Genomic DNA, 23,506 nt, shown 5'->3' on the forward strand with positions numbered 1-23,506 from the left:
CCTTTTTACATGCGCCGTATCCTAGGCCGAGTCGCCAGTGCCCGCTATAGCCGTAGGGAAGATTTTCTTCGCCTGTACCGGCCCTTTCGCGGGCATGCCCGCGAAAGGGCCAGAGCATCAGGCCGGCGTGAGGCACTCCGGCGCATCCAGCTTCGGGTCATTGACGAAATTGGCCAAGGCCCGCTCTCGCAATGTTACCGACGGGCTGGCCAGCAACTCATGCAGGCGGGTAATCGGCGTATCCGGATCAAGCCATGCTGCCTGCCCCGCCTCGTCCAGTATCAGCGGCCGACGCTGGCTCATGGCCGCCTGGGTCACCACCGCGCAGCTCAGCCACACCTGGTCCTGCACCGGGTAGGCCTCCCACACTGCTGCAAAATACAGCGACGAGCCCTCCCCCGGGGTTAACCAGTACGGGCGTTTACGCACGTTGCCACGCCACTCATAAAAGCCATTGGCCGGCATCAGGCAGCGACGCTGGCGAAATGCATCGCGAAACATTGGCTGCTCGACCAGGGTTTCGGCGCGGGCATGCGCGGGGGTGCGGGACAGGTCTGTGAGCCAGGCCGGGGTAAGCCCCCAGCGCGCCTTGGCCAGTTGCTGCTGGCCGTCGAGCTGGCGCTGGATCAACACCGAAGCCCCGGGCGAAATGTTCCATTGGGCCGGCTGGCCTTCGGGGAAGCCAGGCAGGCTGGCAAGCGCCTGGGGCCAGCGAAACAGGGCATAACGTCCACACATGGGCGAATTCAGAACCTAGCAGATCAAGGTACCGGGGAAGCTCTCCGGTTCGTCGCCAACCAGTGGCTGGGCAGCATTGTACGCATCGATCAGCTGCCGTGCGTACTCGGCCTGCTCATCAGCTACCGCAAGCCCGAGCAGGCCTTGCAGGGGCAGTTCGCCTACGCCCCCCATCAAGTCACGGCCCACCAGCTGTACGTTGATGCCTTCACTGGCCAGCATGCCGACCAGCATTTCGGCTTCCAGCAGGTTTTCAGGTTCATAGATACGCCGCATCAGTCGTTCTCACCGAAGACGTCCAGCATCCACTCCTCGCCATGCACCTGCAGCACGAAGCGGATAGGCTTGCAGCACACCTGGCAGTCCTCGATGTACTCCTGATCGCCACCGGACAGGTCGACCGTGGTTTCGACTTCTTCGCCACAATAAGGGCATTCGTAGTTCGCAGTTTCCAGCATCGCGGCCTCCGGGGTGACTTATGCGTATAATTGCCGGTCTGTTTACAGGGCCTGTGTGTGTCCGAGCCGTTTTTCGGAGCCCGCCCCTACCTTATTACCCTAGCCGTTTCCAACAAGAGAGCATGATGGGCGAATTCGATGCCATCCGACCGTACGACGACGCTGAGGTCCCTGCCGTTCTGGCACGCCTGCTCAGCGACCCGGCATTCCTCGATATCCTCACTCACTTCCGCTTCCCGCGTGCGGCCGGTGCTCTCGGCTGGTTGCTCAAGCCGCTGATTGCCCGTCGCCTGCGCAAGGAATTCGCTGGCGTCACCTGCGTTTCGACCCTGCAGGACAAAGTCGAATACTACGTCGACCAGACCATCGACCGCGCCACCGACGGCGTTACCTATTCCGGCGTGGAACAGCTCAAGGCCGGCACCGCCTACCTGTTCCTGGCCAACCACCGTGACATCGTCATGGACCCGGCGTTTGTCAACTACGCGGTGTACCACGCAGGCTTGCCCACCCCTCGCATTGCCATTGGTGACAACCTGCTGCAAAAGCCGTTTGTCAGCGACATGATGCGTCTGAACAAGAGCTTCATCGTGCACCGTTCGATCAGCGGGCGCCGCGAGAAGCTGGCAGCCTATCAGTTGCTCTCGGCCTACATCAGCCACTCGATCCGCAACGACGCCACGTCGATCTGGATCGCCCAGGCCGAAGGCCGCGCCAAGGACGGTGACGACCGCACCGATTCGGCGATCCTCAAGATGTTCCACATGAGCCGCAAGGACGAACCATTCGGTGCGGTGATCCAGAGCCTGAACCTGACGCCGGTGTCGATCAGCTACGAATACGACCCGTGCGACCAGGCCAAGGCCCGCGAGCTGTACATCCGCGCCACCACCGGTACCTACAAGAAGGCACCCGGCGAGGATGACAACAGCATCGCCAAGGGCATTACTGGCTACAAGGGCCGGGTGCACATCACGTTCACCCCGCCGGTGACCGCGTACTACGAGGACACCAAGCAGCTGGCAGCCGAAATCGACCGGCAGATCCTTGGCAGCTACCGCCTGTTCCCGGTGCATTACCTGGCGTATGCGATGTGGGACAGCAAGGATGAGGCGCTGCAGGTGCCGAGTGCCGAAAAGGTGTTCCCGGCGGACGAGCTGGCCAAGGCCAAGGAAGAATGGCAGCGCCGGCTAGATGCCTGCCCTGAAGAGCAGCGGCCTTACCTTGTGTTGCAGTATGCGACGCCGGTGCGTAACCAGTATCAGGTCAGGCAGCAGACGCCGGTCGCCTGATCGATCCCGGGGGCTGCGTTGCAGCCCCAATGGTTCTCAGACCCAGGTACTGAACCAGGACAACAGCAACGCCATCGCCAGGCACGAAAAACCGAGAATGTAGAAGTAGCGTGGCACCCGCAGGTCGAATGCGTCCACCACCCCCTCCTCCACCGCCATGTATTCGCGGGTCTCGGCCTCGCGCCGCCGTGCGCTGTGCAGCAGCAACCCGCCCGGGCAGGTCAGCAGCAGCGCCAGCAGGTTGATCAACTTGGTGGGATGGGCGGCCAGGAACCCCCAGAGCACTTGCAAGGACATCACGCAACCTCGGTGTGAGCAGCGGCAAAGGCACGCATTCTACCCAAGTCGCTGTTCGGCGCCCGGCATGGGCGACAAAGTGTCATTAAATTTCATCTGTCATTTGCTCGTCATCTGAACAGGCCACCCTGTCGGCCTCTCATGATCCGGAGCTTGTTCATGTTGCACGCCGAAAACCAGGACCGCCTCTACCTCGTTGCCCAGAGCGATGAACAACAGGCGTTGATCGATGGTTTTGCCATCAATGTGCAGGACCGCCAGTGGCTGGTCTACTGTGCGCTGGGCGGGCATGTACATGAAGATTTGCCAGAGGTCGATGCCGGGACGGGCTTCAGCTTGCTGGATTTCTACGTAGAAGCAGCGTAAGCCTGAACCGGCCTCTTCGCGGGTTTACCCGCGAAGAGGCCAGCACAGGCAACAAAAAACCCGCTACCTGGCACAGGGAGCGGGTTTTTTTCATCCAGCCAAACGCTTACTGGCCCAGCACCTGCCCGATGGTCGGGTCTTTGAACAGGCGGGTCAGGGCATCGCTCAGCACATCACCCACCAGCTGGGTATTGGTGTCCTGGTTCGGCGCCATGCCGAAACGCTGGTCCAGCGAAGCGCCGTAGCGGCCGCTGTAGCTGCGCCCGCCATTGCGCACGTCGGCGCGGAAGGTGGCACCGATGGTGGCCTCGGTCACGTACAGGTTGTCTTTAGGCGACTGATATTTCAGCTCGGCCAGGGTCACGGTCAGCTGGGGGGCACCAGAGGCATTCGGCGTCGGGGTGAAGCCGAGCAGGCGCACGGCAGCTTCGGCCTGGGCCTGCAGCTTGGGTACCACGTCGTTACCGCTGACGCTGATGGTGCTGGTCTCAGGGTACATGCCACCACGGGTGCCCAAGGATTGCGAAGGCCGGCCGTCAACCACCCGCACCACGACCGGCTGGCCGTGACCCACAGGGGCGAGCTGGGCCTTGAGCGTGGGTTGCGGGTTGAGTTGTTGCGGGCTGTGGGCACAACCGACCAGGCTGAGGCTGGCCACGGCAATCAAACCGAACAACAGACGTTGCAACATGCGCGTTTCTCCAGAAAATGCGGCAAAGGCCCACAGTATACCTAGCCAGGCACAGACCAGTCATCGGCCCGACCCGCTTGTCACAATCGTTTCATGGCCCCACCCTTATCCTTGCGCCAAGCCCTCATGCAAAGGACTCGCCGCCATGGCCTCGCTCTGGACTCTGCTTTTCCAACGCCCGCGCCACAACACCTACGCCTGCCTCGATGGCCAAGGCAAATGCCTGGCTTTCAAGCAATGCAGCCAGGTGCCAAGCGGCAGCGGCTGGGTCCAGGTTGGTGACATCCAGCTGGCCTGGCTGGGCCGCGAGCTGCCCGCCGACGCCCGGGTTTGCGCTCGCGCAAGCCGCCGCTGGCACCAGCGCATCCTCGCGGCCTGACAAACGCTGCAATAAAAACCACGAATGGCGACATTTCTGCCCGCGACATCGCTATAATCTCCCCCCGATTATAAGGACGTCTCCTGATCGGGCCCCGCACTCGCCGATTGACCCCGGCAACTTCACCGCTTCGCCCACAGAGAGCCTTCCACTCAGGTCTTGCATCGGCTGTCGTGCCTGCTTTTCCGGCCCTTCACACTGCATGAACCTGCGGGTTGCCATCGCGCAGTCCCCTTTTGAGGTTCACGTCTCCAAAAGAGCGTGAAAAAACGGTTTTCACAACTTCACAAGAGTGTGGCGAGCAAATGAACAGTCTGGCATGTGCAAAAGCGGCAGATGTGTCCCGAACAGCCCTGAACAGGCGGCAAATGCGCTCATCCCGTATGAGTGTCTGAACCGTTCCATAACGCACGCACGACACCTTGACCATAAGTCGAATTGCCGCACCCGTGGCAAACGGCGTTCAATAGCTGAACCCGAAGACTGATTGGCGGTGTCCGCGGAAGTTGCAAGAACTGCGAAAAGTCGGACATGGCGACCCTGGCTACCCCAGGTCCTATGCTGTCAATTAGGTAGCTGTAGATTGTGGAGACGCGTTAAATGGCGCAGAACGAATCGGTTGATGTAGTACTGGTAGGCGCGGGCATCATGAGTGCCACCCTGGCCGTACTGCTGAAGGAGCTTGACCCGACCCTGAAGCTTGAGGTCGTCGAGGCGATGGACTCCGGAGCCGCGGAAAGCTCCAACCCCTGGAACAACGCAGGTACCGGCCACGCTGGTCTGTGCGAGCTTAACTACACGCCCCAGGCCGCCGATGGCAGCATCGACATCAAGAAGGCCGTGCACATCAACGCCCAGTTCGAGGTGTCGCGCCAGTTCTGGGCCTACCTGAGCAAGAAGGGCAACTTCGGCTCGGCGCGTGCGTTCATCAACCCTGTCCCGCACCTGAGCTACGTCGAGGGTGACAAGGGTGTTTCCTTCCTCAAGAAGCGCTTCGAGCTGCTCAAGCAGCACCATGCCTTCGCTGACATGGAATACACCGAAGACAAGGCGGTGATGAGCGACTGGATGCCGTTGATGATGCCAGGCCGTCCGGCCGACCAGCACATTGCAGCTACTCGTGTAGCCAAAGGCACCGACGTCAACTTCGGCGCCCTGACCAACAAGCTGCTCAAGCTGCTGGGCGACTCGCCGGACGCGCAGGTGAAATACAGCAAGAAGGTCGTCGGCCTGCGCCGTAACGGCAAAGGCTGGACCGTGAGCATCAAGGACGTCAACAGCGGCGGCAGCCGCGAAGTCGACGCCCGCTTTGTCTTCCTCGGCGCCGGCGGCGCGGCCCTGCCGCTGCTGCAAGTGTCCGGCATCCCGGAAAGCAAAGGCTTTGGCGGCTTCCCGGTCAGCGGCCAGTGGCTGCGTTGCGACAATCCGGAAATCGTCAAGCAGCACCAGGCCAAGGTCTACAGCCAGGCCGCCGTGGGCGCCCCGCCGATGTCGGTACCGCACCTGGATACCCGCGTTGTGGACGGCAAGACTTCGCTGCTGTTCGGCCCGTACGCCGGCTTCACCACCAAGTTCCTCAAGCACGGTTCGCTGATGGACCTGCCGCTGTCGGTGCGCATGGGCAACATCGGCCCGATGCTGGCCGTGGCCCGTGACAACATGGACCTGACCAAGTACCTGGTCAGCGAAGTGATGCAGTCTATGGAGCAGCGTCTGGAAGCCCTGCGTCGCTTCTATCCGCAGGCCAAGGCCGAAGACTGGCGCCTGGAAGTGGCTGGTCAGCGCGTGCAGATCATCAAGAAAGACCCGAAAAAAGGTGGTGTGCTGCAGTTTGGTACCGAGCTGGTCTCGGCCCAGGACGGCAGCCTCGCCGCACTGCTCGGCGCTTCGCCAGGCGCTTCGGTGACCGTGTCGATCATGCTGGAACTGATCGAACGCTGCTTCCCCGAGCAGGCCAAAGGTGCCTGGGCTGCCAAGCTCAAGGAAATCTTCCCGGCGCGCGAGAAGACACTGGCAACCGATGCTGCCCTGTACCAGAAGATCAGTGCCGACAACGATGTGGCGCTGGACCTGGTGGAAAGCAGCCCGGCGGCCAAGCACTACGCCTGAACCGCCCGGTAACGAAAAAACGCCCCTCGGGGCGTTTTTTTGTGCCTGAGGCGTTATCTGCCTGTACCGGCCTCTTCGCGGCTGAAGCCGCGAAGAGGCCGGTACAGGCTTACAAATCAACCGCGGGCGTTGTCGATGATCTCGATGTACTCAGGCGCATTGCGCTGGTCGGCAATTTGCTCGACGAAGGTCTTGCCGTGCTCGTCCTTGCCATCCAGGTCCAGGCCAGCTTCGACAAAGAAGCCGACAAAGCGCTCGAAATCGTCCACACGCAGCCCGCGGTACGCCTTGACCAGCTTGTGGTGCGAAGGAGAGGTCACGCCATCGGCCGGTTCGAACTGAAGGAACGACTTGATGTAGTCGTCGCTGATTTCGTCGCCGATTACCTGTTTCTTGTCTTTACGCATTGCCGACTCCAACTGGACCATCACGGGATTTCGAAGGCCGGCAGTTTACCCCTCGCAGGCCGCGTGGCTCAACGCGTACGTACGGTACCGGTGTGCAGGTCGGCCCAGATGTGGCCGTTACCATAGGTGAGAAACTGCACGTACAGGGTCTCGTTACGCAGCAGGTCCATGATTACCCGGTAGTCACTGACCGGGTAATTAAGGCTCAAGGTGCGGCTTTTTTCGTCATACACGGGCTTCTTCAAGCTCTTGGCCGCTTCGCCGTCGAAGGTCAGCAGCACTTGGGCGATGGTCGCGCCCTTGCTCAACGGCTTGCCCTTCAGGCGCACCTGCAACGACGAGGTGATCGGGATCGGCTGCTGGTCGGACTGGCGCTGGGCCCCCACCACCACCGAGTAGTCGGTCACTTGCAGCAGTTGCTGACCGGTCGGCGCTTCCTGGCGCAAGGACTGATCATCGGGCGGCAGGAACTGGCTGTGCAGGGGGGCGGCGGCGAGTGGCATGCTGACGGCCAGCAGGAGGGGAAGAATCGCACGCATGTGAGGCTCCTTGTATGAAGGAGCACTCTAGCATGCCGGGTGCAGGCAACCTCAATCGAACTGCGCGAGCATCCAGGCCTGGTACTCGGCCACGCCGGCTTCCCCCTCGCGCGGCGCCCAGTGTGCATGTTCACCCTCGCCCACCGGCCGGTAAGGCCCGGCCTTGCATTCGAACAAGATGCTGTCCGGCTCCAGCACCACCAGCCCATGGTAGGTACCGGGTGCCAAGTCCACACCCAGGCAATCACCGCCTGCCTGCAGCTCCCGCTTGTCAGTCACCCTTCCCTGATCATCGAATATCAGCAGGCCGAAGCGCCCCTTCAGCGCTAACAAGGTTTCGGCCTTGTCGGCGCTCAGGTGGCGGTGCGGCGGAATGTAGGTACTCGGCTGCAGCCCGACCGCCATGCGGTGGCAGGGCTCTTCCATTTCATGGAAGGTATGGTGCTGCCGCCCACGCGGGTTGGCGGCAGCCTTTTCGGCCAGCCCGGCGAACAGCGATTGGTCGATGAACGCAGGCTGGCGCATGGTCACAGCCCCTTGACGGCGAAAATGCCGTTGGCATTGCGCCAGTAGCCTTTGTAGTCCATGCCGTAACCGAAGATGTAGCGGTCGACACACGGCAGGCCCACATAGTTGGCCTTGAGGTCCGGGCTGGCCTTGCGGTCGTGGTCCTTGTCGATCAGGACAGCGGTGTGCACCGAGCGCGCGCCGGCATGCTTGCAGAACTCGATGATGGCGCTGAGGGTGTGGCCTTCGTCAAGGATGTCGTCGACGATCAGCACGTCACGGTCGATGAACGACACTTCAGGCTTGGCCTTCCAGAACAGCTCGCCGCCGCTGGTCTGGTTGCGGTAGCGGGTGGCGTGCAGGTACGAAGCTTCCAGCGGGAACTGCAGGTGGGTCAGGAGTTTGCCGGAGAAGATAAGGCCACCGTTCATCACGCAGAACACCACCGGGTTCTTGTCGTGCAGGTCCTTGCAGATCTGCTCGCCGACTTTGGCGATGGCCGCTTCGACTTCGGCTTCGGTGTACAGGCAGTCAGCTTCACGCATGACTTGACGGATGTGCTCGAGATCGGCGGACATGGCGCTCTCCGGGGGTGCATTTTGGAAAAGCGGGCAAAGGTACGCATCCGCTCGTCCCAGATCAAGCATTTATGGACTAACGTCCAGAATGACCAGACGACAGCACAGGCTGAATAGATTAATCTAGCGCGGTTTTTTTGCCCGCCTTTCGGAGCCCCCCTATGCCCACTCGTGAGATCCGCCACCCGCTGATCCGCCACAAGCTCGGCCTGATGCGCCGTGCCGATATCAGCACCAAGAATTTTCGCGAACTCGCCCAGGAAGTCGGCGCGCTACTGACCTACGAAGCCACCCAGGACCTGCCACTCGAAACCTACGAGATCGATGGCTGGTGTGGCAAGGTGCAAGTTGAAAAAATTGCCGGCAAGAAGATCACCGTGGTACCGATCCTGCGCGCGGGTATCGGCATGCTTGACGGCGTGCTCAGCCTGATCCCGGGTGCCAAGGTCAGTGCCGTTGGCGTTGCCCGCAACGAAGAAACCCTCGAAGCCCATACCTACCTGGAAAAGCTCGCGCCGGACATCAACCAGCGTCTGGCCCTGATCATCGACCCGATGCTGGCTACCGGCGCTTCGATGGTCGCCACCATCGACCTGCTGAAAAAGGCCGGCTGCAAAGAGATCCGCGCCATGGTGCTGGTCGCCGCGCCAGAAGGCATCGAAGTGGTGGAAAAAGCCCACCCGGACGTGAAGATCTACACCGCTTCGATCGACCAGCGCCTGAACGAGCACGGCTACATCGTGCCGGGCCTGGGCGATGCCGGTGACAAGATCTTCGGCACCAAGCAAAAGGACGCCTGACCATGCAGGACGGCTTCAACGACCCGCTCTGGCGCCAGGTCGTTTCGGGCGCGCAGATGCTCTTCGTGGCATTTGGCGCGTTGGTGCTGATGCCACTGATCACCGGCCTCGACCCGAACGTCGCGTTGTTCACTGCCGGCATCGGCACGCTGCTGTTCCAGCTGGTAACCGGCCGCCAGGTACCGGTGTTCCTGGCCTCCAGCTTTGCCTTCATCACCCCGATCATCCTCGCCAAGGGCCAGTTCGGCCTGGCCGAGACCATGGGCGGCGTGATGGCTGCAGGTTTCGTGTACACCTTCATGGGCCTGATGGTAAAAATCAAAGGCACCGGTTTCATCGACCGCATGCTGCCGCCTGTGGTGATTGGCCCGGTGATCATCTCCATCGGCCTGGCCATGGCACCGATCGCTGCCAACATGGCGATGGGCAAAGGTGGGGACGGCGCAGCACTGATGCCGTACAAGACCGCCATGCTGATCTCCATGCCAGCCCTGCTGACCACCTTGATCGTCGCCGTGTTCGGCAAGGGCATTTTCCGCCTGGTACCGATCATCTCCGGCGTGCTGGTGGGCTTTGCCCTGGCCTTCGCCTTTGGCGTGGTCGACACGGCGAAGATCGCCGCTGCACCGTGGCTGGAAATCCCTAACTTCACCGCACCAGCATTCAACTGGCAGGCCATCCTGTTTATCGTCCCGGTTGCCCTGGCACCGGCGATCGAGCACATTGGCGGGGTGATTGCGGTCGGTAGCGTGACCGGCCGTGACTACCTGAAAAAGCCTGGCCTGCACCGCACCTTGCTGGGTGACGGCCTGGCCACCACGGCAGCCGGCCTGTTCGGCGGACCGCCCAACACCACCTACGCCGAAGTGACTGGCGCGGTGATGCTGACCAAGAACTACAACCCGAAAATCATGACCTGGGCGGCGGTCTTCGCCATTACCCTGGCGTTCATCGGCAAGTTCGGCGCACTGCTGCAAAGCATCCCGGTACCCGTGATGGGCGGCATTCTGTGCCTGCTGTTCGGTTCGATCGCGGCGGTGGGCATGAACACCATGATCCGCCACAAGATCGACCTGGCCGAAGCGCGCAACCTGGTGATCGTGTCGGTAACCCTGGTGTTTGGTATCGGCGGCGTGCTGATCGGCAGCGGTGACGGCCCGGATGACTGGGGCCTGAAGGGCATCGCCCTGTGCGCCATCGTGGCAATTGCCCTGAACCTCATCCTGCCGGGCAATGATGGCTGGAAGCACAAGAAGCTGGATGATCAGTTGCCTTGATCCGGCTTTAACCTGAGCCGGCCCTATCGCCGGCAAGCCAGCTCCCACAGGTACACCACAGGTTTCAGAGACTGTGATGCCCTTGTGGGAGCTGGCTTGCCGGCGATAGGGCCGGTACAGGCAGCCGCAGTGTCAGGCCTTTTCGCACATATCCGCCAGCACCCTCACCCACTCGGGGTGATCATTCAGGCACGGCACCAGCACCAGCTCCCGCCCGCCGGCCTCGACAAACTGTTCGCTGCCCCGCATGCCGATCTCTTCCAGCGTCTCGATGCAATCGGCCACAAATGCCGGGCACATCACCAGCAGCCTCTTCACACCAGCCTTGGCCAGCTCATCCAGCCGCGTCTCGGTGTAGGGCTCGATCCACTTGTCCCGCCCCAGCCGAGACTGGAACGATACCGACCATTTGCCATCCGGTATGGCCATTCTCTGCGCAAAGGCTTTGGCCGTAGCCAGGCATTGCCCGCGGTAACACACCGCACGTACCTCGGCGGATGCACCGTGGCAGCAATCGGCGGTACGCAGGTCGTGCTTGCTGCCCTTCGGAAACAGCTTTTTCAAGTGCCGCTCCGGCAAGCCATGGAAACTCAGCAGCAGGTGGTCGTAATCCTGCTCCAGGTAAGGCCGGGCGCTGGCCGCCAGCGCCTCGATGTATTCAGGGTGCTCGTAGAACGGCTGCAGCACGCGCATCTGCAACGGCAACTGGCGCTCGTTGATCACCTGTTTAGCCAGCTCGACCACAGTGGTCACGGTACTGTCGGCGAACTGTGGATAAAGCGGCGCCAAGGTCACCTTGCGCACGCCTTGGGCTGCCAGGCGTTCCAGCACTTGGGGCAAGGCTGGCTGGCCATAGCGCATGGCGATTTCCACCGGCCCATGGGGCCAGTGCTCCACCATTGCTGACTGCAGACGACGGGTCAGCACCACCAGCGGCGATCCCTCCTCCCACCAGATCGAGCCATAGGCATGCGCCGACTGCTCCGGGCGCTTGACCAGGATCAGCGACACCAACAGGCGCCGCACCGGCCAAGGCAAGTCGACCACGTACGGGTCCATGAGGAACTGGTTGAGGTAGCGGCGCACATCGGCCACCGAGGTGGAAGCCGGGGAACCCAGGTTGACCAGCAGCAGGGCGTGATCGGTCATGCAGCGTCCTATGTCAGAGGCGGCTGGACAGGTTGTCCAGGGCCGATTGCAGATCGTTGAAGCGGAAAGTGAAGCCAGCCGCCAGCAAGCGTACCGGGCGTGCCCGCTGCCCGCCCAGCAGCAAGGTCGACATCTCGCCCAGGCCAGCCTTGAGCAACAGTGCCGGCACTGGCAGCAGCGCTGGCCGATGCAGGGCCCGGCCCAGGCGCCTTGCGAACTCGCGGTTGCGCACCGGCTCCGGGGCGCAGGCATTATAAGGACCGCTGGCATCGTTGTGCTGCAAGAGAAAATCAATCAGGGCGACCTGGTCGTCTATATGGACCCACGGCATCCACTGCCGGCCATTGCCCAATGGCCCGCCCAGCCCCAGCTTGAAGGGCACGCGCAGGCGCGACAAAAAGCCGCCATCGCTGGCCAGCACCAGCCCGGTGCGCACCAGTACCACGCGGATACCCTGAGCCTGGGAGCGCTGGGCCGTCTCTTCCCAGGCAATGCACAACTGGCTGGCGAAATCTTCGCGCACCGGTGGCGAAGCCTCGGTCAGTTCGCGTTCGCCACCGTCACCGTACCAGCCCACCGCAGAGCCGGAGATCAGCACGTGCGGGCGTTGCTCACGGGTGCCCAACCAGGCCAGCAATTGCTCGGTCAGGGTGACCCGGCTGGCCCACAGCAGGTTGCGTCGGGCAGCCGTCCAGGGCCGATCGGCAATCGGCGCACCGGCCAGGTTGACCACCGCATCAAGGTGATCGTCCGCCTCCAGTTGCTCCAGGCGGGCGATGCCACGTACGCCACTACCACATATTTTTGCCACCTGTTCAGGTCGCCGGCTCCAAACCGTAAGCCGATGCCCCTGGCCAAGCCAGTACTGGCAAAGATGCTTGCCAATCAAACCGGTGCCACCTGTCAGCAATATATGCATGGCTGTGTCCTCGCAGAGTGCGGCGGTGGTCTATTTTTAACATCAAGGCACTTTTTTGACCCGACGCTCTCGGATAAACATAGGCCAACCTGACCGCCAAAGCGGAATAACCTTATACAGAATTTCTGGATTGTACAGGTTTGCCTGACAGCGTAGTCTGCTACACAGCAAGGTTTGAAGAGGCCATCATGACAGTACCTATTGCCATCATCGGGGCCGGTATCGCCGGCTTGTCAGCCGCCCAGGCGTTGCAAAAAGCCGGGCAATCCGTGCATCTGTTCGACAAAGGCCACGGCAGTGGTGGACGCATGGCCAGCAAGCGCAGCGAGGCCGGCGCGCTAGACCTCGGCGCCCAGTATTTCACTGCCCGTGACCGGCGCTTCGTCGAGCAGGTGCAACACTGGGTTGCCGCCGGCTGGGCCGAGCAGTGGAAGCCACAGCTGTACAACTACCGTGATGGCGAGCTCACCCCCTCCCCTGACGAACAGACCCGCTGGGTAGGCGTACCACGTATGAGCGCCATCACCCGTGGCCTGCTCAAGGATGTGACGGTGAACTTCGGCTGCCGTATCGCCGAAGTGTTCCGTGGCAAGCAGTACTGGCACCTGCAAGATACCGAAGGCTGCAGCCATGGTCCTTACAGCCGCGTGGTGATCGCCGTGCCGGCACCGCAGGCCACGCCACTGCTAGCCTCCACCCCGAAACTGGCCGCCGTGGCTGCGGGCGTGCAAATGGAACCTGTCTGGGCTGTCGCGCTGGCCTTCCAGACACCTTTGGACACCCCGATGCAAGGCTGCTTCGTGCAGGACAACCCGCTTGACTGGCTGGCCCGTAACCGCAGCAAGCCCGGCCGCGACGAGCAACTCGATACCTGGGTGCTGCACGCGACCTCCGACTGGAGCCGGCAGCACATCGACCTGCCCAAGGAGCAAGTGATCGAACAGCTGTGGGGCGAGTTCGCCGAGCTGGTCGGCTGCGTGGTACCGGCGCCCACCTTCGCCCTGGCCCACCGCTGGCTGTATGCGCGCCCCAGCAGCAATCATGAGTGGGGCGCACTGGCCGATGCTGACCAAGGCTTGTACGCCTGCGGCGACTGGTGCCTGTCCGGGCGCGTAGAAGGCGCCTGGCTCAGCGGCCAGGAAGCGGCGCGGCGGCTGCTCGAACACTTGGAGTGATGTAGCGTTATACACAAATTCTAGTTTGCATAACTCCCCGGCTGTGCTGGAATAAACTTGTACAAAATTTTAGACTCGTACAGGTTTACCGGAGGCAGCCATGCACGACCCTTCCGCCCACAGCAAGCCGCGTATCGCTATCAGCGCCTGCCTGACCGGGCATAGCGTGCGTTACAACGGCGGCCACAAAGCCTCGGACCTGTGCCGTACGCAACTGGATGCCCATTTCGATTGGTTACCGGTGTGCCCGGAAGTCGCCATCGGCCTGGGCATACCGCGCGACCCGATCCGCCTGGTGGGCAATCCGGAACGACCGATAGTGGTCGGCACCCGCAACCCTGGTATGGACCTGACCGGCCCGCTACGCAGCTATGGCGAGCAGATGGCCGCCGAGCTCGACGATATCTGCGGCTATATCTTCATGCAGAAGTCGCCTTCCTGTGGCCTGGAGCGGGTCAAGGTGTATCAGGACAACGGCCATCCGGCCCTCCACGGTGGGCGCGGCGTTTACGCCCAGGCTTTCTGCGCTCAACGCCCGGACCTGCCAGTAGAAGAAGAAGGCCGCCTGCATGACCCCGTGCTGCGCGAGAACTTCATCAGCCGCGTGTATGCCTACGCCGACTGGCAGCGCCTGCTTGCCGAGGGCCTTAGCCGTGGCAGCCTGGTCCGCTTTCATTCGCGTTACAAATACCTGGTGATGGCCAACAACCCCCAGGCCTATCGAACCTTGGGCCGCCTGCTGGGCAGCATGAGCAAGGATGACGACCCACACAGCATCGGCCCACGCTACTTCAGCCAGCTGATGCAGGCCCTGCGCCGCTGCGCCAGCCGCGGCACCCACTGCAATGTGCTGCAGCACCTCAGCGGCTATTTCAAGGACAGCCTGACGCAACAGGACAAGGCCGAGTTGCAGACACTCATCAGTCAGTACCAACAAGGCGTGGTGCCACTTGTGGTGCCGCTGACCCTGCTCAAGCACCATTTGCGCAAGCACCCCGACTCCTATCTGCAGCAGCAAGCCTACCTGCAGCCGCACCCCGAGAGCCTGGGCTTGCGCAATGCGGTCTGAGGACTTGCTGCCCATCGGCGAACTGGCCCGCCGCACCGGCGTCAACCCGGTCACCCTGCGCGCCTGGGAACGCCGGTATGGCCTGCTCAAGCCCCAGCGCACCGCCAAGGGGCATCGCCTGTACCCGCAGGAACAGGTCGAGCGGGTCGAGGCAATCCTTGGCTGGTTGCAGCGTGGGGCATCGGTCGGCCAAGTGAGCGAGCTGCTCGACAAGCCGTCCAGCACGCCGCCCAAGGGTGACTGGCAGGCCCGGCAGTTCCAGCTGATCGAGGCCATTGCCAACCTTTCACAGCGCGCCCTTGACCAACAGCTTAACCAGGCCATGGCCCTGTACCCGGCCGTTACCCTGTGCGAACAACTGCTGCTGCCGCTGCTCGACCTCCTCGACCTGCGGTGGTGCAATTACTTCAATGCGCAGCTGGAACAGGCGTTTTTCCACAGCTGGCTTCGCAGCAAGCTTGGTGCCCGCGTCTACCATGACAACCAGTTATTGCAGGGCCCTGCGGTGTTGCTGGTGGAAGACAGTGAACGTGCCTTCAGCGCCGGTTTATGGCTATGCGCCTGGCTGTTCACCAGCAACGGGTTCCCAGTCGAAGTACTGGAAAACCCCGTTGCAGGCCCGCACCTGCAACGCGCGGTCAGCACACTCAACCCCCGCGCCGTGCTCCTGCACCTGGGGCCCCGCATCGATGGCAAGGCACTGCAACGCACCCTGCACAACCTGCCCATGACAATCCTGGCCGGCGGCCCGATGCTGTTGCTGCATGAAAATCAGCTGCTTGCCCTCGAGCTCCCCAACCTCGCCTTGTTCGAAACCCCGCAGGTGGCACTGCGCTTGCTTCAAGCCCAAAGCGGCCACCCTGTAGAGATGAATGCCCCATGCACCTGACCTGGCTGCGCAGCGACCTGCGCATCAATGACAACACCGCACTCAGCGCCGCCACCGAGCGCGGGCCGACCATTGCCCTGTGGCTGGTCAGCCCCGGGCAATGGCAAGCCCATGATGATGCCGCCTGCAAAGTCGATTTCTGGCTGCGCAACCTGCGCGACCTGCGCCAGTCGCTGGAAGGCCTGAATATCCCCCTGCTGATCCGCAAGATCGACACCTGGGACCAGGCACCACAAGCCGTGCTTGAGGTATGCCGCCAACATCAGGTGGCAAGCGCCCACTGGAACGAAGAGTACGGCATCAACGAGCAGCGCCGTGACGATGCCACCCGTGCCCTGCTGGAAAAGTCGGGCATTCAGGCCCACAGCCACCTCGACCAGCTGTTTTTCCGCCCGGGCACCATCCTGACCCGCAGTGGTGACTACTTCCAGGTTTTCAGCCAGTTCAAGAAAACCTGCCTGGAGCACCTGCACCGCAGCCTGCCTGCCCTGGCCCACCGGGTTAAGCGCCAGGCACCGCTGCACATCCCTGCCGACCCGGTTCCGCAACACGTGGACGGTTTTGAAACACCCACGCGCGCCTTGCGTGACCATTGGCCGGCGGGTGAAGCCGAGGCGCAGGGGCGGCTGTCCCGCTTCCTTGACGAAGCCATCGACGACTACCAGCTTCAGCGTGACCTGCCTGCCAAGCCCGGTACCAGCCAGCTTTCGACTTACCTGGCCGCCGGCGTGATCTCGCCCCGACAGTGCCTGCACGGCGCACTGGCCAGCAACCGAGGCGAGTTCGACAGTGGCAGTACGGGCGTACAAACCTGGATCAACGAACTGCTGTGGCGCGAATTCTACAAGCACATCCTGAGCGGTTATCCACAGGTCTCACGCCACCGCGCCTTCCGCGCCCAGACCGAAGCCTTGCCCTGGCGTGACGCCCCGGCAGACCTGGAGGCCTGGGAACAAGGCCGCACCGGCTTCCCGATCATCGACGCCGCCATGCGCCAGCTGCTGGATACCGGGTGGATGCACAACCGCCTGCGCATGGTCGTGGCGATGTTCCTCAGCAAGAACCTGCTGATCGACTGGCGCAAGGGCGAGCGGCACTTCATGCGCCACCTGATAGACGGTGACCTGGCTGCCAACAATGGCGGCTGGCAGTGGAGTGCATCCACCGGCACAGACGCAGTGCCCTATTTCCGTATCTTCAACCCGATTTCACAGTCTCAACGTTTCGACCCTCAAGGGCATTTCATTCGGCACTGGCTGCCGGAGTTACGTGACATAAGCGAGGAAAATATCCATGAACCGATGAAATGCAGGGATTTATTTGCTAATAATTTGTATCACAGTCCTGTGGTCGATCTCGGCAGCAGTCGCCTGCGTGCACTGGAAGCCTTCAAGGCCCTTCCACGCCGGCAGTATTAGAGGACAACGTCTTGAATGACTCACGAAGTTTTTGGGTCACGGGCGCCAGCAATGGACTTGGTCTGGCTTTGGTGGAACGCTTGCTCGAACAGGGCCATCGCGTTGCCGCCAGTGCTAAGGAAAGCGATGAATTGAATAGGTTGGCAGCACAACATGGTCGGCGTTTTTTGCGCCTGCCATGGCAGCTGCATGCCGAACCCGACGCAGCCGATGCCTGCCAGCAGATATGCCATGCCTGGTGCTCGCTGGATGGCTTGATCATCAATGCGGGTACCAGTGATTACCTGCCGGCCGATGTAGCAGACAGCGAACTGTTCGAGGCGATAGGCAGTACCAACCAGCTGGCAGGTGAGCTGTGCCTGAGCAAAGCGCTGCCTTTGCTGGCAAAGGGCGATTCGCCGCAGGTGATGGCGTTGTTCAACCGGTATTCAGCGTTGCAGCTGTATGCACCGACACAGGTCATTGCGGGCTGGAACAACCTGCCGCAATGGATGCGTGAGCAACGCAAGCCTCTGAAGGAGCTGGGCATCGGGCTGACTGTAGTGGCGCCACAGTCGCTGAAGGTGCCGGTGACGTCGGTGCAGGCGATACCGGAAGAGTGGACGCCGCAGGGTGTCGCTGAAGCGTTGTTGCGTCGGTGGCCGCAGGGAGAACCGGAACTGATCCTGGAAACCCTGGACGTCAGTAGCCTGTGGCCGTTGACGCGCTAATACCTGAAAACAGGGTTAGCTTCTTCGCGGGCGCGCCCGCTCCCACAGGAATACCCAGATCTTGAATGCTGCGGTATCCCTGAGGGAGCGGGTTTATCGAAGCGTCGAACCGCCAGACGCCGGCGCAGGTAAACTCAGAGCGCCATGCGGTAATGGAGGCTGTAGCTTTCCACCCCATCGTTGGGCTCTTTGATACCCGCATTGGAGTAATGGATCGCCCGCACCCCGATCTCATGCCCGCCGGCAAAGCGCAAACCAAAGCCGATGCGGTCCTCGAACTGGAACGCCGAGCCTAGCTCGTTGCTTTCAAGCTCGGTGCTGGAAAACGCCGCCACACCAATCCCTGCCTCGATGTAGGGCTTCACTGACTCCCCGGCAAATTCATAGACGAAGACTGGCGCAAACGACAGGCTGTGGTTGCTCGCCGTCTCGTCACCATCCCAATAGGTGTAGGCCCCATCCCAGTAGCCAGTCAGCCGACCAACGCTGGTCTGCCACCAGCTCGCATCCCAGTTCGATTGCAGCCCTAATCGGTAGACCATGGTCGAGTCACCGGTCTGCCCTACCGAAAACGAAACGTCGGCAGCCTGTGCCGACATCGCTTGCCCCAAGGTAAAGGCAGCAGCCGCCGCCAAGCCAAGCAGTTTCCTCATAAGAAACATCCTTCTTCCTGATGCTGTTATTAGTGTCCGCCTCAAGCAGGCAAGCGGTAGAAAGCGGAAGTGGAACGATAGTTCAGCTGCTTTTCACGTTTTTTTCACAACGCAAAGCTTTGCACATCGTCGGACTTACGCCACAGCACAGGTAGGATTTTTCTGAGATTTTCTGGATCAGCACTGGTCCAGAAGCGGGCATCGCCGGCCGGGCCTTCGGCCAACAGATCGTTGGCACCCAGCAGCCGCTGCAGTTGGCGCGCCACCGCGGCGCCGGTGTCGATGATAGCCACGTCCGCCGGCACCAGGTCGGCCAGCAACGTGCGGAGGAAGGGGTAATGGGTGCAGCCGAGGATCAGCGTGTCGCAGCCGGCGGCCAGCAACGGCTGCACATAGCCAAGCAGCATCTGGCGCAGCACCAGGCTGGTCAGGTCTCCGGTTTCAATCAGCTCGACCAGCCCCGGGCAAGGCTGGGTGATGACCTGCACGTCGTTGGCAAAGCGGTCGAGCAAAGCGGCGAATTTGGCGCTCTGCAGGGTACCGGTAGTGGCCAGCACACCGACCACGCCCGAGCGGGTAGCCGCCGCCGCAGGCTTCACGGCGGGTTCCATGCCCACCAGCGGCCAGGTCGGGTACAACTCGCGCAAATCAGCCACCGCCGCTACCGTGGCGGTGTTGCACGCCAGCACCATGGCCTTGGCGCCTTGTGCATGGAAGAACGCGGCAATACGCCGGCAGCGTTCACGGATGTAGTCTGGCGACTTCTCGCCATAAGGCACATGGCCGCAGTCAGCCACGTACAGCAGCGTCTCGTTGGGCAGCAGGCGCTGGATCTCGGCGAGCACCGACAAACCGCCGACCCCCGAGTCCATCACGCCGACCGGCGCCGAGCGCTCAGCCATCGCGCTTGCCGCAAACAGTACAGGCCGGGTCACGCTTGACCCGCAACTCGCGAATGCGGGTGCCGAGGGCATCGATCAACAGCAGGCGGCCAACCAGCGGCTCGCCGAACCCGGCCAGCAGCTTCATCGCCTCCAGCGCCTGCAGGCTGCCCACCAGGCCCACCAGCGGCCCGATAACGCCCGCTTCGCTGCAGGTCAGCTCATCTTCACTGCCATGCCCATACAGACAGTGGTAGCAGGGGCTGTAGTCGCGCCGAGGGTCGAACACCGACAGCTGCCCTTCCAGGCGGATCGCCGCGCCGCTTACCAGCGGTTTGCAAGCAGCCACACAGGCAGCGTTGACCGCTTCACGGGTAGCGAAATTGTCGGAGCAATCCAGCACCAGGTCGACCGCCGCCACAGCAGCAGCGAGCGAGTCTTCATCCAGGGCCTGGCGATGGGCGACCAGGCCGATCTCCGGGTTGATTGCCTGCAAGCGTTGCAAGGCCGAATCGACCTTGCTCATGCCGACGCTGGCACTGTCGTGAATCACCTGGCGTTGCAGGTTGGTCAGGTCGACGGTGTCGAAGTCGGCCAGGTGCAGCTCACCGACCCCGGCGGCAGCCAGGTACAGCGCAACCGGCGAGCCCAGGCCGCCGAGCCCGACGATCAGGGCCTTGCTCTGCTTGAGCCGCAACTGGCCGTCGATGTCGATCTGGGCCAGCAATACCTGCCGGCTGTAACGCAACAGTTCCTCATCACTCAGCATGGCAAACGCCCCAGGGTAATGCGTTCATGGCCGCCCAGGTCCGTGCGGCTGGCAACCTCGATAAAACCTTGCTCAGCCAGCAAGGCGCGTACTGCCGCTGCCTGGTCGTAACCATGCTCCAGCAGCAACCAGCCACCCGGCAACAGGTGCGCGGGGGCCTGGGCGGCAATCACGCGTAGGTCGTCCAGGCCATCGGCGCCGGCCACCAGCGCACTGCTGGGCTCGAAGCGCACGTCACCGGCCACCAGGTGCGGGTCTGCGGCGGCAATGTAGGGCGGGTTGCTGACAATCAGGTCGAAACGCTCGCCGGCCAGGCTGTCGAACCAGTGGCTTACCCGCACCTGGGCGTTGCCCAGGCCCAGGCGCTGGCGGTTGCGCTCGGCCAAGGCAGCGGCCTCCTCCACCCGGTCAACCGCAGTTACCTGCCAGGCCGGGCGATCGCTGGCCAGGGCCAGGGCAATTGCACCGGTACCGGTGCCCAGGTCGAGGACCTTGGCTGGCGAGGCAGGTTGCAACTCGAGGGCCGTCTCGACCAACAGTTCGGTATCCGGCCGCGGGATCAGGGTATGCGGCGCCACTTCCAGGTCGATCTTCCAGAAGCCCTGCTGCCCGAGGATGTAGGCGACCGGCTCGCCGCCACGGCGGCGCTGCAGGTAATCGGCGTAGGTCTGGGCATCTTCGCTGCTGACAATTCGCTCGGGCCAGGTGTGCAGGTAGCTGCGCGATTTGCCGATGGCAGCAGCCAGCAGCAGTTCGGCATCCAGCCGCTCGGTGGGCGATTCGGGCAGCTGCGCGTTGCGCAGCAAGCTGGCGATGATGGTCATCAGTCCCCCAGGGCAGCCAGTTGATCGGCCTGGTATTCGGCCAGCAGCGGTTCGATCACTGCGTCCACGCCTCCGCTGAGGATGTCGTCCAGCGAGTACAAGGTCAGGTTGATACGGTGATCGGTCACCCGGCCCTGTGGATAATTGTAGGTGCGGATGCGCTCGGAACGGTCACCGGAGCCCACCAGCAGCTTGCGCTCGCTGGCAATGGCATTCTGTGCTGCGCTGGTCTGCATGTCGTTGAGCTTGGCCGACAGCCAGGACATGGCACGGGCGCGGTTCTTGTGCTGCGAACGCTCTTCCTGGCATTCGACCACGATGCCGGTGGGCAAGTGGGTGATACGGATCGCCGAGTCGGTCTTGTTGACGTGCTGGCCACCCGCGCCAGATGCACGGTAGGTGTCCACGCGCAGGTCGGCCGGGTTGATTTCGATGGCTGCTTGTTCGTCCGGCTCGGGCAGCACCGCCACCGTGCACGCGGAGGTGTGCACGCGGCCTTGGGATTCGGTTTCGGGCACGCGCTGGACGCGGTGCGCGCCGGACTCGAACTTGAGCTTGCCGTAGACGTTCTCACCCTCGACACGGGCGATGATTTCCTTGTAGCCGCCGTGCTCGCCTTCGTTCTCGGACAGGATCTCCAGGCGCCAGCCGCGTTTTTCGGCGTAGCGCGAATACATGCGGAACAGGTCGCCGGAGAAGATCGCCGCCTCGTCGCCACCGGTGCCAGCGCGGATTTCGAGGAACACGTTGCGGCCGTCGTTGGGGTCTTTGGGCAGCAGCATGCGTTGCAGCTTCGCCTCCAGCGTCAGCAGCTGCTCCTTGGCTTCACGCACTTCTTCCACGGCCATTTCACGCAGGTCCGGGTCGCTGTCCTTGAGCAGCGCCTGGGCACCTTCAAGGTCGCCCTGGACTTTGCACCACTCTTTATAAGCAGCGTAGACCGGCTCGACCTCGGCGTATTCACGGGAATACGCGCGAAAGCGCGTCTGGTCGGAAATGACCTCGGCATCACCGAGCAGTGCGGTGAGCTCTTCGAAGCGGTCCTGGAGGATATCCAGTTTGTTCAGCAGCGACGCTTTCATTGCGGGGATTTGTCCGTGGAGCCCTCGTTGAGGGCAAAGAGTTCCTGGGCCATGGCCAGCGCATCAAGGCGGCCCTCGGCCGAGAGCTTTTTCAACTGCACGCTGGGCGCATGCAGAAGTTTGTTGGTCAGCCCCCGGGCCAGTTGGGCCAGCACGTCCTCGGGGTTGCCGCCGTTGGCCAGCAGGCGCTGGGCCTTTTGCAGTTCTTCGTCGCGCAGACGCTCGCTTTGCTGGCGATAGGCCTTGAGCACGTCCACCGCAGCCAGTTCGCGCAAGCGCACCATGAAATCTTCGGCGCCCACCGATACCAGCTCTTCGGCAGCCTGGGCGGCGCCCTGGCGGCTCTTGAGGTTTTCCGCCACCACGTCGTGCAAGTCATCGACAGTGTACAGGTAGACGTCGTCCAACTCGCCGACTTCAGGTTCGATGTCGCGCGGTACGGCGATGTCGACCATGAAGATCGGCTTGTGCCGGCGCTGTTTCAGCGCACTCTCGACCGCGCCCTTGCCCAGGATTGGCAGTTGGCTGGCGGTGGAGCTGATGACGATGTCGCTGTTGGCCAGTTCCTGGGGGATGTCGGCCAGCAATACGGCATGCGCGCCGAACTGCTCGGCCAGGATACTGGCCCGCTCCAGGGTGCGGTTGGCCACGACGATACGCCGCACGCCTTGCTCATGCAGGTGGCGGGCGACCAGGGTGATGGTTTCGCCGGCACCGATCAACAAGGCCTGGCTACGGCCCAGGTCGCTGAAGATCTGCTTGGCCAGGCTGACCGCGGCAAACGCCACCGATACCGGGTTTTCACCGATGGCGGTGTCGGTACGCACCTGCTTGGCAGCGCTGAAGGTGGCCTGGAACAGGCGCCCGAGCAGCGGGCCGACGGTGCCGGCCTCGCGTGCCACGGCGTAGGCGGACTTCATCTGGCCGAGGATCTGCGGCTCGCCAAGCACCAGCGAGTCCAGGCCCGAAGCTACGCGCATCATGTGCTTTACCGCATCGTGCTCTTCATGCACGTAGGCGCTGGCGCGCAGCTCGTCCAGGCTGAGGCGGTGATAGTCGGCCAGCCATTGCAGCACGGCGTCGGCGGACAGGTGATCCTGCTCTATATAGAGCTCGCTGCGGTTGCAGGTCGACAGGATCGCCGCCTCGCGGCTGGAGGTCAGTCGGCAGAGCTGCTGCAGGGCGTCTACCAGCTGCTCTGGGGTAAACGCCACGCGCTCGCGTACGTCTACCGAGGCAGTCTTATGGTTGATACCAAGTGCAAGAAAGGCCATGCAAGGTCGCTGGTTGTGACGGGAAGCCGATAATTGTCCTCTTTCGCAGGTTTTAGAACAACCACCGTTCGCTATTGCGCTGATAGCGCTGCGGCTATCGCCGCTCCCGGGCCAGCATGAGCGTTGATTTCAGGTTTCACTCCCGCTTTTGATCTGCCTTTGATCTGGCTTTTGATCTGGCTTTTGATCTTCGCGACTTCAGGAGGCCGAACGCAGGCCTTGCGAAGGGAGGTGACGGGCATGGATGCCCGTCAAG

Annotated in this window: 28 protein-coding genes; 11 read left to right on the plus strand and 17 right to left on the minus strand. The window is 62.4% G+C overall.

Annotated elements, in window-relative coordinates; translation table 11 throughout:
* Positions 1–117 precede the first annotated feature (117 nt).
* Genes SB765_RS26815 through SB765_RS26825 form a run of 3 tightly spaced genes read right to left on the minus strand, consistent with a single transcriptional unit; the run spans position 118 to position 1,196 of the window.
* Complete coding sequence (locus tag SB765_RS26815) at positions 118–738, minus strand: SOS response-associated peptidase (RefSeq protein ID WP_341797569.1); 621 nt, start codon at positions 736–738, stop codon at positions 118–120.
* Positions 739–753: 15 nt separating this feature from the next.
* Positions 754–1,014 (minus strand): putative signal transducing protein, encoded by a 261-nt coding sequence (locus tag SB765_RS26820; RefSeq protein WP_341797568.1) that lies wholly within the window; start codon positions 1,012–1,014, stop codon positions 754–756.
* Entirely contained in the window at positions 1,014–1,196 is a 183-nt protein-coding gene (locus SB765_RS26825; protein WP_341797567.1) for a CPXCG motif-containing cysteine-rich protein, read from the minus strand. The genes SB765_RS26820 and SB765_RS26825 overlap by 1 nt, the downstream gene beginning before the upstream one ends.
* Positions 1,197–1,321: 125 nt before the next feature.
* Between SB765_RS26825 and SB765_RS26830 the strand changes: the two genes are divergently transcribed.
* Entirely contained in the window at positions 1,322–2,488 is a 1,167-nt protein-coding gene (locus SB765_RS26830) for a 1-acyl-sn-glycerol-3-phosphate acyltransferase (RefSeq protein WP_063423736.1), read from the plus strand.
* A 36-nt stretch (positions 2,489–2,524) separates the two neighbouring features.
* Here SB765_RS26830 and SB765_RS26835 read toward each other — a convergent pair whose 3' ends face one another.
* A complete protein-coding gene (locus tag SB765_RS26835; protein ID WP_016484887.1) occupies positions 2,525–2,785 on the minus strand; it encodes a hypothetical protein in 261 nt (86 codons plus the stop codon).
* A gap of 159 nt (positions 2,786–2,944) precedes the next feature.
* Here SB765_RS26835 and SB765_RS26840 point away from each other — a divergent pair, with 159 nt between their 5' ends.
* A complete protein-coding gene (locus SB765_RS26840; RefSeq protein ID WP_016501484.1) occupies positions 2,945–3,151 on the plus strand; it encodes a hypothetical protein in 207 nt (68 codons plus the stop codon).
* A gap of 106 nt (positions 3,152–3,257) precedes the next feature.
* Here the strand turns inward: SB765_RS26840 and SB765_RS26845 are convergent, their stop codons facing one another.
* Positions 3,258–3,842, minus strand: a complete 585-nt coding sequence (locus SB765_RS26845) for a YajG family lipoprotein (protein ID WP_016484885.1) — start codon at positions 3,840–3,842, stop codon at positions 3,258–3,260.
* Positions 3,843–3,987: 145 nt separating this feature from the next.
* Here SB765_RS26845 and SB765_RS26850 point away from each other — a divergent pair, with 145 nt between their 5' ends.
* The gene (locus tag SB765_RS26850) at positions 3,988–4,221 is read left to right on the plus strand and encodes a hypothetical protein (RefSeq protein ID WP_410910754.1); all 234 of its coding nucleotides are present in this window, start codon (positions 3,988–3,990) and stop codon (positions 4,219–4,221) included.
* 600 nt (positions 4,222–4,821) lie between these two features.
* Positions 4,822–6,330 (plus strand): malate dehydrogenase (quinone), encoded by a 1,509-nt coding sequence (gene mqo, locus SB765_RS26855; protein ID WP_019470525.1) that lies wholly within the window; start codon positions 4,822–4,824, stop codon positions 6,328–6,330.
* A gap of 116 nt (positions 6,331–6,446) precedes the next feature.
* On the opposite strand, the gene SB765_RS26860 is transcribed toward mqo, so the two are convergent.
* The 4 genes from SB765_RS26860 to SB765_RS26875 form a co-directional block, all read right to left on the minus strand.
* Positions 6,447–6,737 (minus strand): PA4642 family protein, encoded by a 291-nt coding sequence (locus SB765_RS26860; protein ID WP_016501487.1) that lies wholly within the window; start codon positions 6,735–6,737, stop codon positions 6,447–6,449.
* 68 nt (positions 6,738–6,805) lie between these two features.
* Positions 6,806–7,276: a hypothetical protein gene (locus SB765_RS26865; RefSeq protein ID WP_016501488.1), complete on the minus strand. Its 471-nt coding sequence runs from the start codon at positions 7,274–7,276 to the stop codon at positions 6,806–6,808.
* A 51-nt stretch (positions 7,277–7,327) separates the two neighbouring features.
* On the minus strand, positions 7,328–7,801 hold the full coding sequence (locus SB765_RS26870; protein WP_410932210.1) for a WbuC family cupin fold metalloprotein: 474 nt from the start codon (positions 7,799–7,801) through the stop codon (positions 7,328–7,330).
* Positions 7,802–7,803: 2 nt separating this feature from the next.
* A complete protein-coding gene (locus tag SB765_RS26875; protein ID WP_016501490.1) occupies positions 7,804–8,361 on the minus strand; it encodes a hypoxanthine-guanine phosphoribosyltransferase in 558 nt (185 codons plus the stop codon).
* A 161-nt stretch (positions 8,362–8,522) separates the two neighbouring features.
* Here SB765_RS26875 and upp point away from each other — a divergent pair, with 161 nt between their 5' ends.
* Together upp and SB765_RS26885 are read left to right on the plus strand one after the other, a co-directional pair.
* On the plus strand, positions 8,523–9,161 hold the full coding sequence (upp, locus tag SB765_RS26880) for a uracil phosphoribosyltransferase (RefSeq protein WP_016501492.1): 639 nt from the start codon (positions 8,523–8,525) through the stop codon (positions 9,159–9,161).
* Between the two features lie 2 nt (positions 9,162–9,163).
* The gene (locus SB765_RS26885; RefSeq protein WP_016501493.1) at positions 9,164–10,438 is read left to right on the plus strand and encodes a uracil-xanthine permease family protein; all 1,275 of its coding nucleotides are present in this window, start codon (positions 9,164–9,166) and stop codon (positions 10,436–10,438) included.
* A 132-nt stretch (positions 10,439–10,570) separates the two neighbouring features.
* On the opposite strand, the gene hemH is transcribed toward SB765_RS26885, so the two are convergent.
* Positions 10,571–11,587: a ferrochelatase gene (gene hemH / locus SB765_RS26890; RefSeq protein WP_341797562.1), complete on the minus strand. Its 1,017-nt coding sequence runs from the start codon at positions 11,585–11,587 to the stop codon at positions 10,571–10,573.
* 13 nt (positions 11,588–11,600) lie between these two features.
* The gene (locus SB765_RS26895; RefSeq protein ID WP_410910752.1) at positions 11,601–12,506 is read right to left on the minus strand and encodes a TIGR01777 family oxidoreductase; all 906 of its coding nucleotides are present in this window, start codon (positions 12,504–12,506) and stop codon (positions 11,601–11,603) included.
* A 188-nt stretch (positions 12,507–12,694) separates the two neighbouring features.
* On the opposite strand from SB765_RS26895, the gene SB765_RS26900 reads away from it, so the two are divergent.
* The 5 genes from SB765_RS26900 (at position 12,695) to SB765_RS26920 (ending at position 17,767) form a co-directional block, all read left to right on the plus strand.
* The gene (locus SB765_RS26900; RefSeq protein WP_341797560.1) at positions 12,695–13,681 is read left to right on the plus strand and encodes an NAD(P)/FAD-dependent oxidoreductase; all 987 of its coding nucleotides are present in this window, start codon (positions 12,695–12,697) and stop codon (positions 13,679–13,681) included.
* Between the two features lie 100 nt (positions 13,682–13,781).
* Positions 13,782–14,750 carry a YbgA family protein gene (locus SB765_RS26905; protein WP_341797559.1) on the plus strand — a complete coding sequence of 323 codons (969 nt, stop codon included), beginning with the start codon at positions 13,782–13,784 and terminating at the stop codon, positions 14,748–14,750.
* Entirely contained in the window at positions 14,740–15,639 is a 900-nt protein-coding gene (locus SB765_RS26910; protein ID WP_341797558.1) for a MerR family transcriptional regulator, read from the plus strand. Before SB765_RS26905 ends, SB765_RS26910 begins: the two co-directional genes overlap by 11 nt.
* Positions 15,630–17,057 carry a deoxyribodipyrimidine photo-lyase gene (phrB, locus tag SB765_RS26915; protein ID WP_410932211.1) on the plus strand — a complete coding sequence of 476 codons (1,428 nt, stop codon included), beginning with the start codon at positions 15,630–15,632 and terminating at the stop codon, positions 17,055–17,057. Before SB765_RS26910 ends, phrB begins: the two co-directional genes overlap by 10 nt.
* An 11-nt stretch (positions 17,058–17,068) precedes the next feature.
* On the plus strand, positions 17,069–17,767 hold the full coding sequence (locus SB765_RS26920) for an SDR family oxidoreductase (RefSeq protein ID WP_341797556.1): 699 nt from the start codon (positions 17,069–17,071) through the stop codon (positions 17,765–17,767).
* A 134-nt stretch (positions 17,768–17,901) separates the two neighbouring features.
* Here SB765_RS26920 and SB765_RS26925 read toward each other — a convergent pair whose 3' ends face one another.
* From SB765_RS26925 to hemA, 6 genes are all read right to left on the minus strand, one after another.
* Positions 17,902–18,420: an acyloxyacyl hydrolase gene (locus tag SB765_RS26925; protein ID WP_410910751.1), complete on the minus strand. Its 519-nt coding sequence runs from the start codon at positions 18,418–18,420 to the stop codon at positions 17,902–17,904.
* A gap of 104 nt (positions 18,421–18,524) precedes the next feature.
* Entirely contained in the window at positions 18,525–19,322 is a 798-nt protein-coding gene (murI, locus tag SB765_RS26930; protein WP_410932212.1) for a glutamate racemase, read from the minus strand.
* Positions 19,315–20,070 (minus strand): molybdopterin-synthase adenylyltransferase MoeB, encoded by a 756-nt coding sequence (locus tag SB765_RS26935; RefSeq protein WP_049277203.1) that lies wholly within the window; start codon positions 20,068–20,070, stop codon positions 19,315–19,317. The genes murI and SB765_RS26935 overlap by 8 nt, the downstream gene beginning before the upstream one ends.
* A complete protein-coding gene (prmC, locus tag SB765_RS26940; RefSeq protein WP_063423723.1) occupies positions 20,064–20,894 on the minus strand; it encodes a peptide chain release factor N(5)-glutamine methyltransferase in 831 nt (276 codons plus the stop codon). The genes SB765_RS26935 and prmC overlap by 7 nt, the downstream gene beginning before the upstream one ends.
* Positions 20,894–21,976: a peptide chain release factor 1 gene (gene prfA, locus SB765_RS26945; protein WP_016501505.1), complete on the minus strand. Its 1,083-nt coding sequence runs from the start codon at positions 21,974–21,976 to the stop codon at positions 20,894–20,896. Before prfA ends, prmC begins: the two co-directional genes overlap by 1 nt.
* Positions 21,973–23,250: a glutamyl-tRNA reductase gene (gene hemA, locus SB765_RS26950; protein WP_016501506.1), complete on the minus strand. Its 1,278-nt coding sequence runs from the start codon at positions 23,248–23,250 to the stop codon at positions 21,973–21,975. The genes prfA and hemA overlap by 4 nt, the downstream gene beginning before the upstream one ends.
* Positions 23,251–23,506: the final 256 nt, after the last annotated feature.

It is taken from the genome of Pseudomonas sp. SIMBA_067, assembly GCF_046534675.1.
Taxonomy (GTDB): domain Bacteria; phylum Pseudomonadota; class Gammaproteobacteria; order Pseudomonadales; family Pseudomonadaceae; genus Aquipseudomonas; species Aquipseudomonas putida.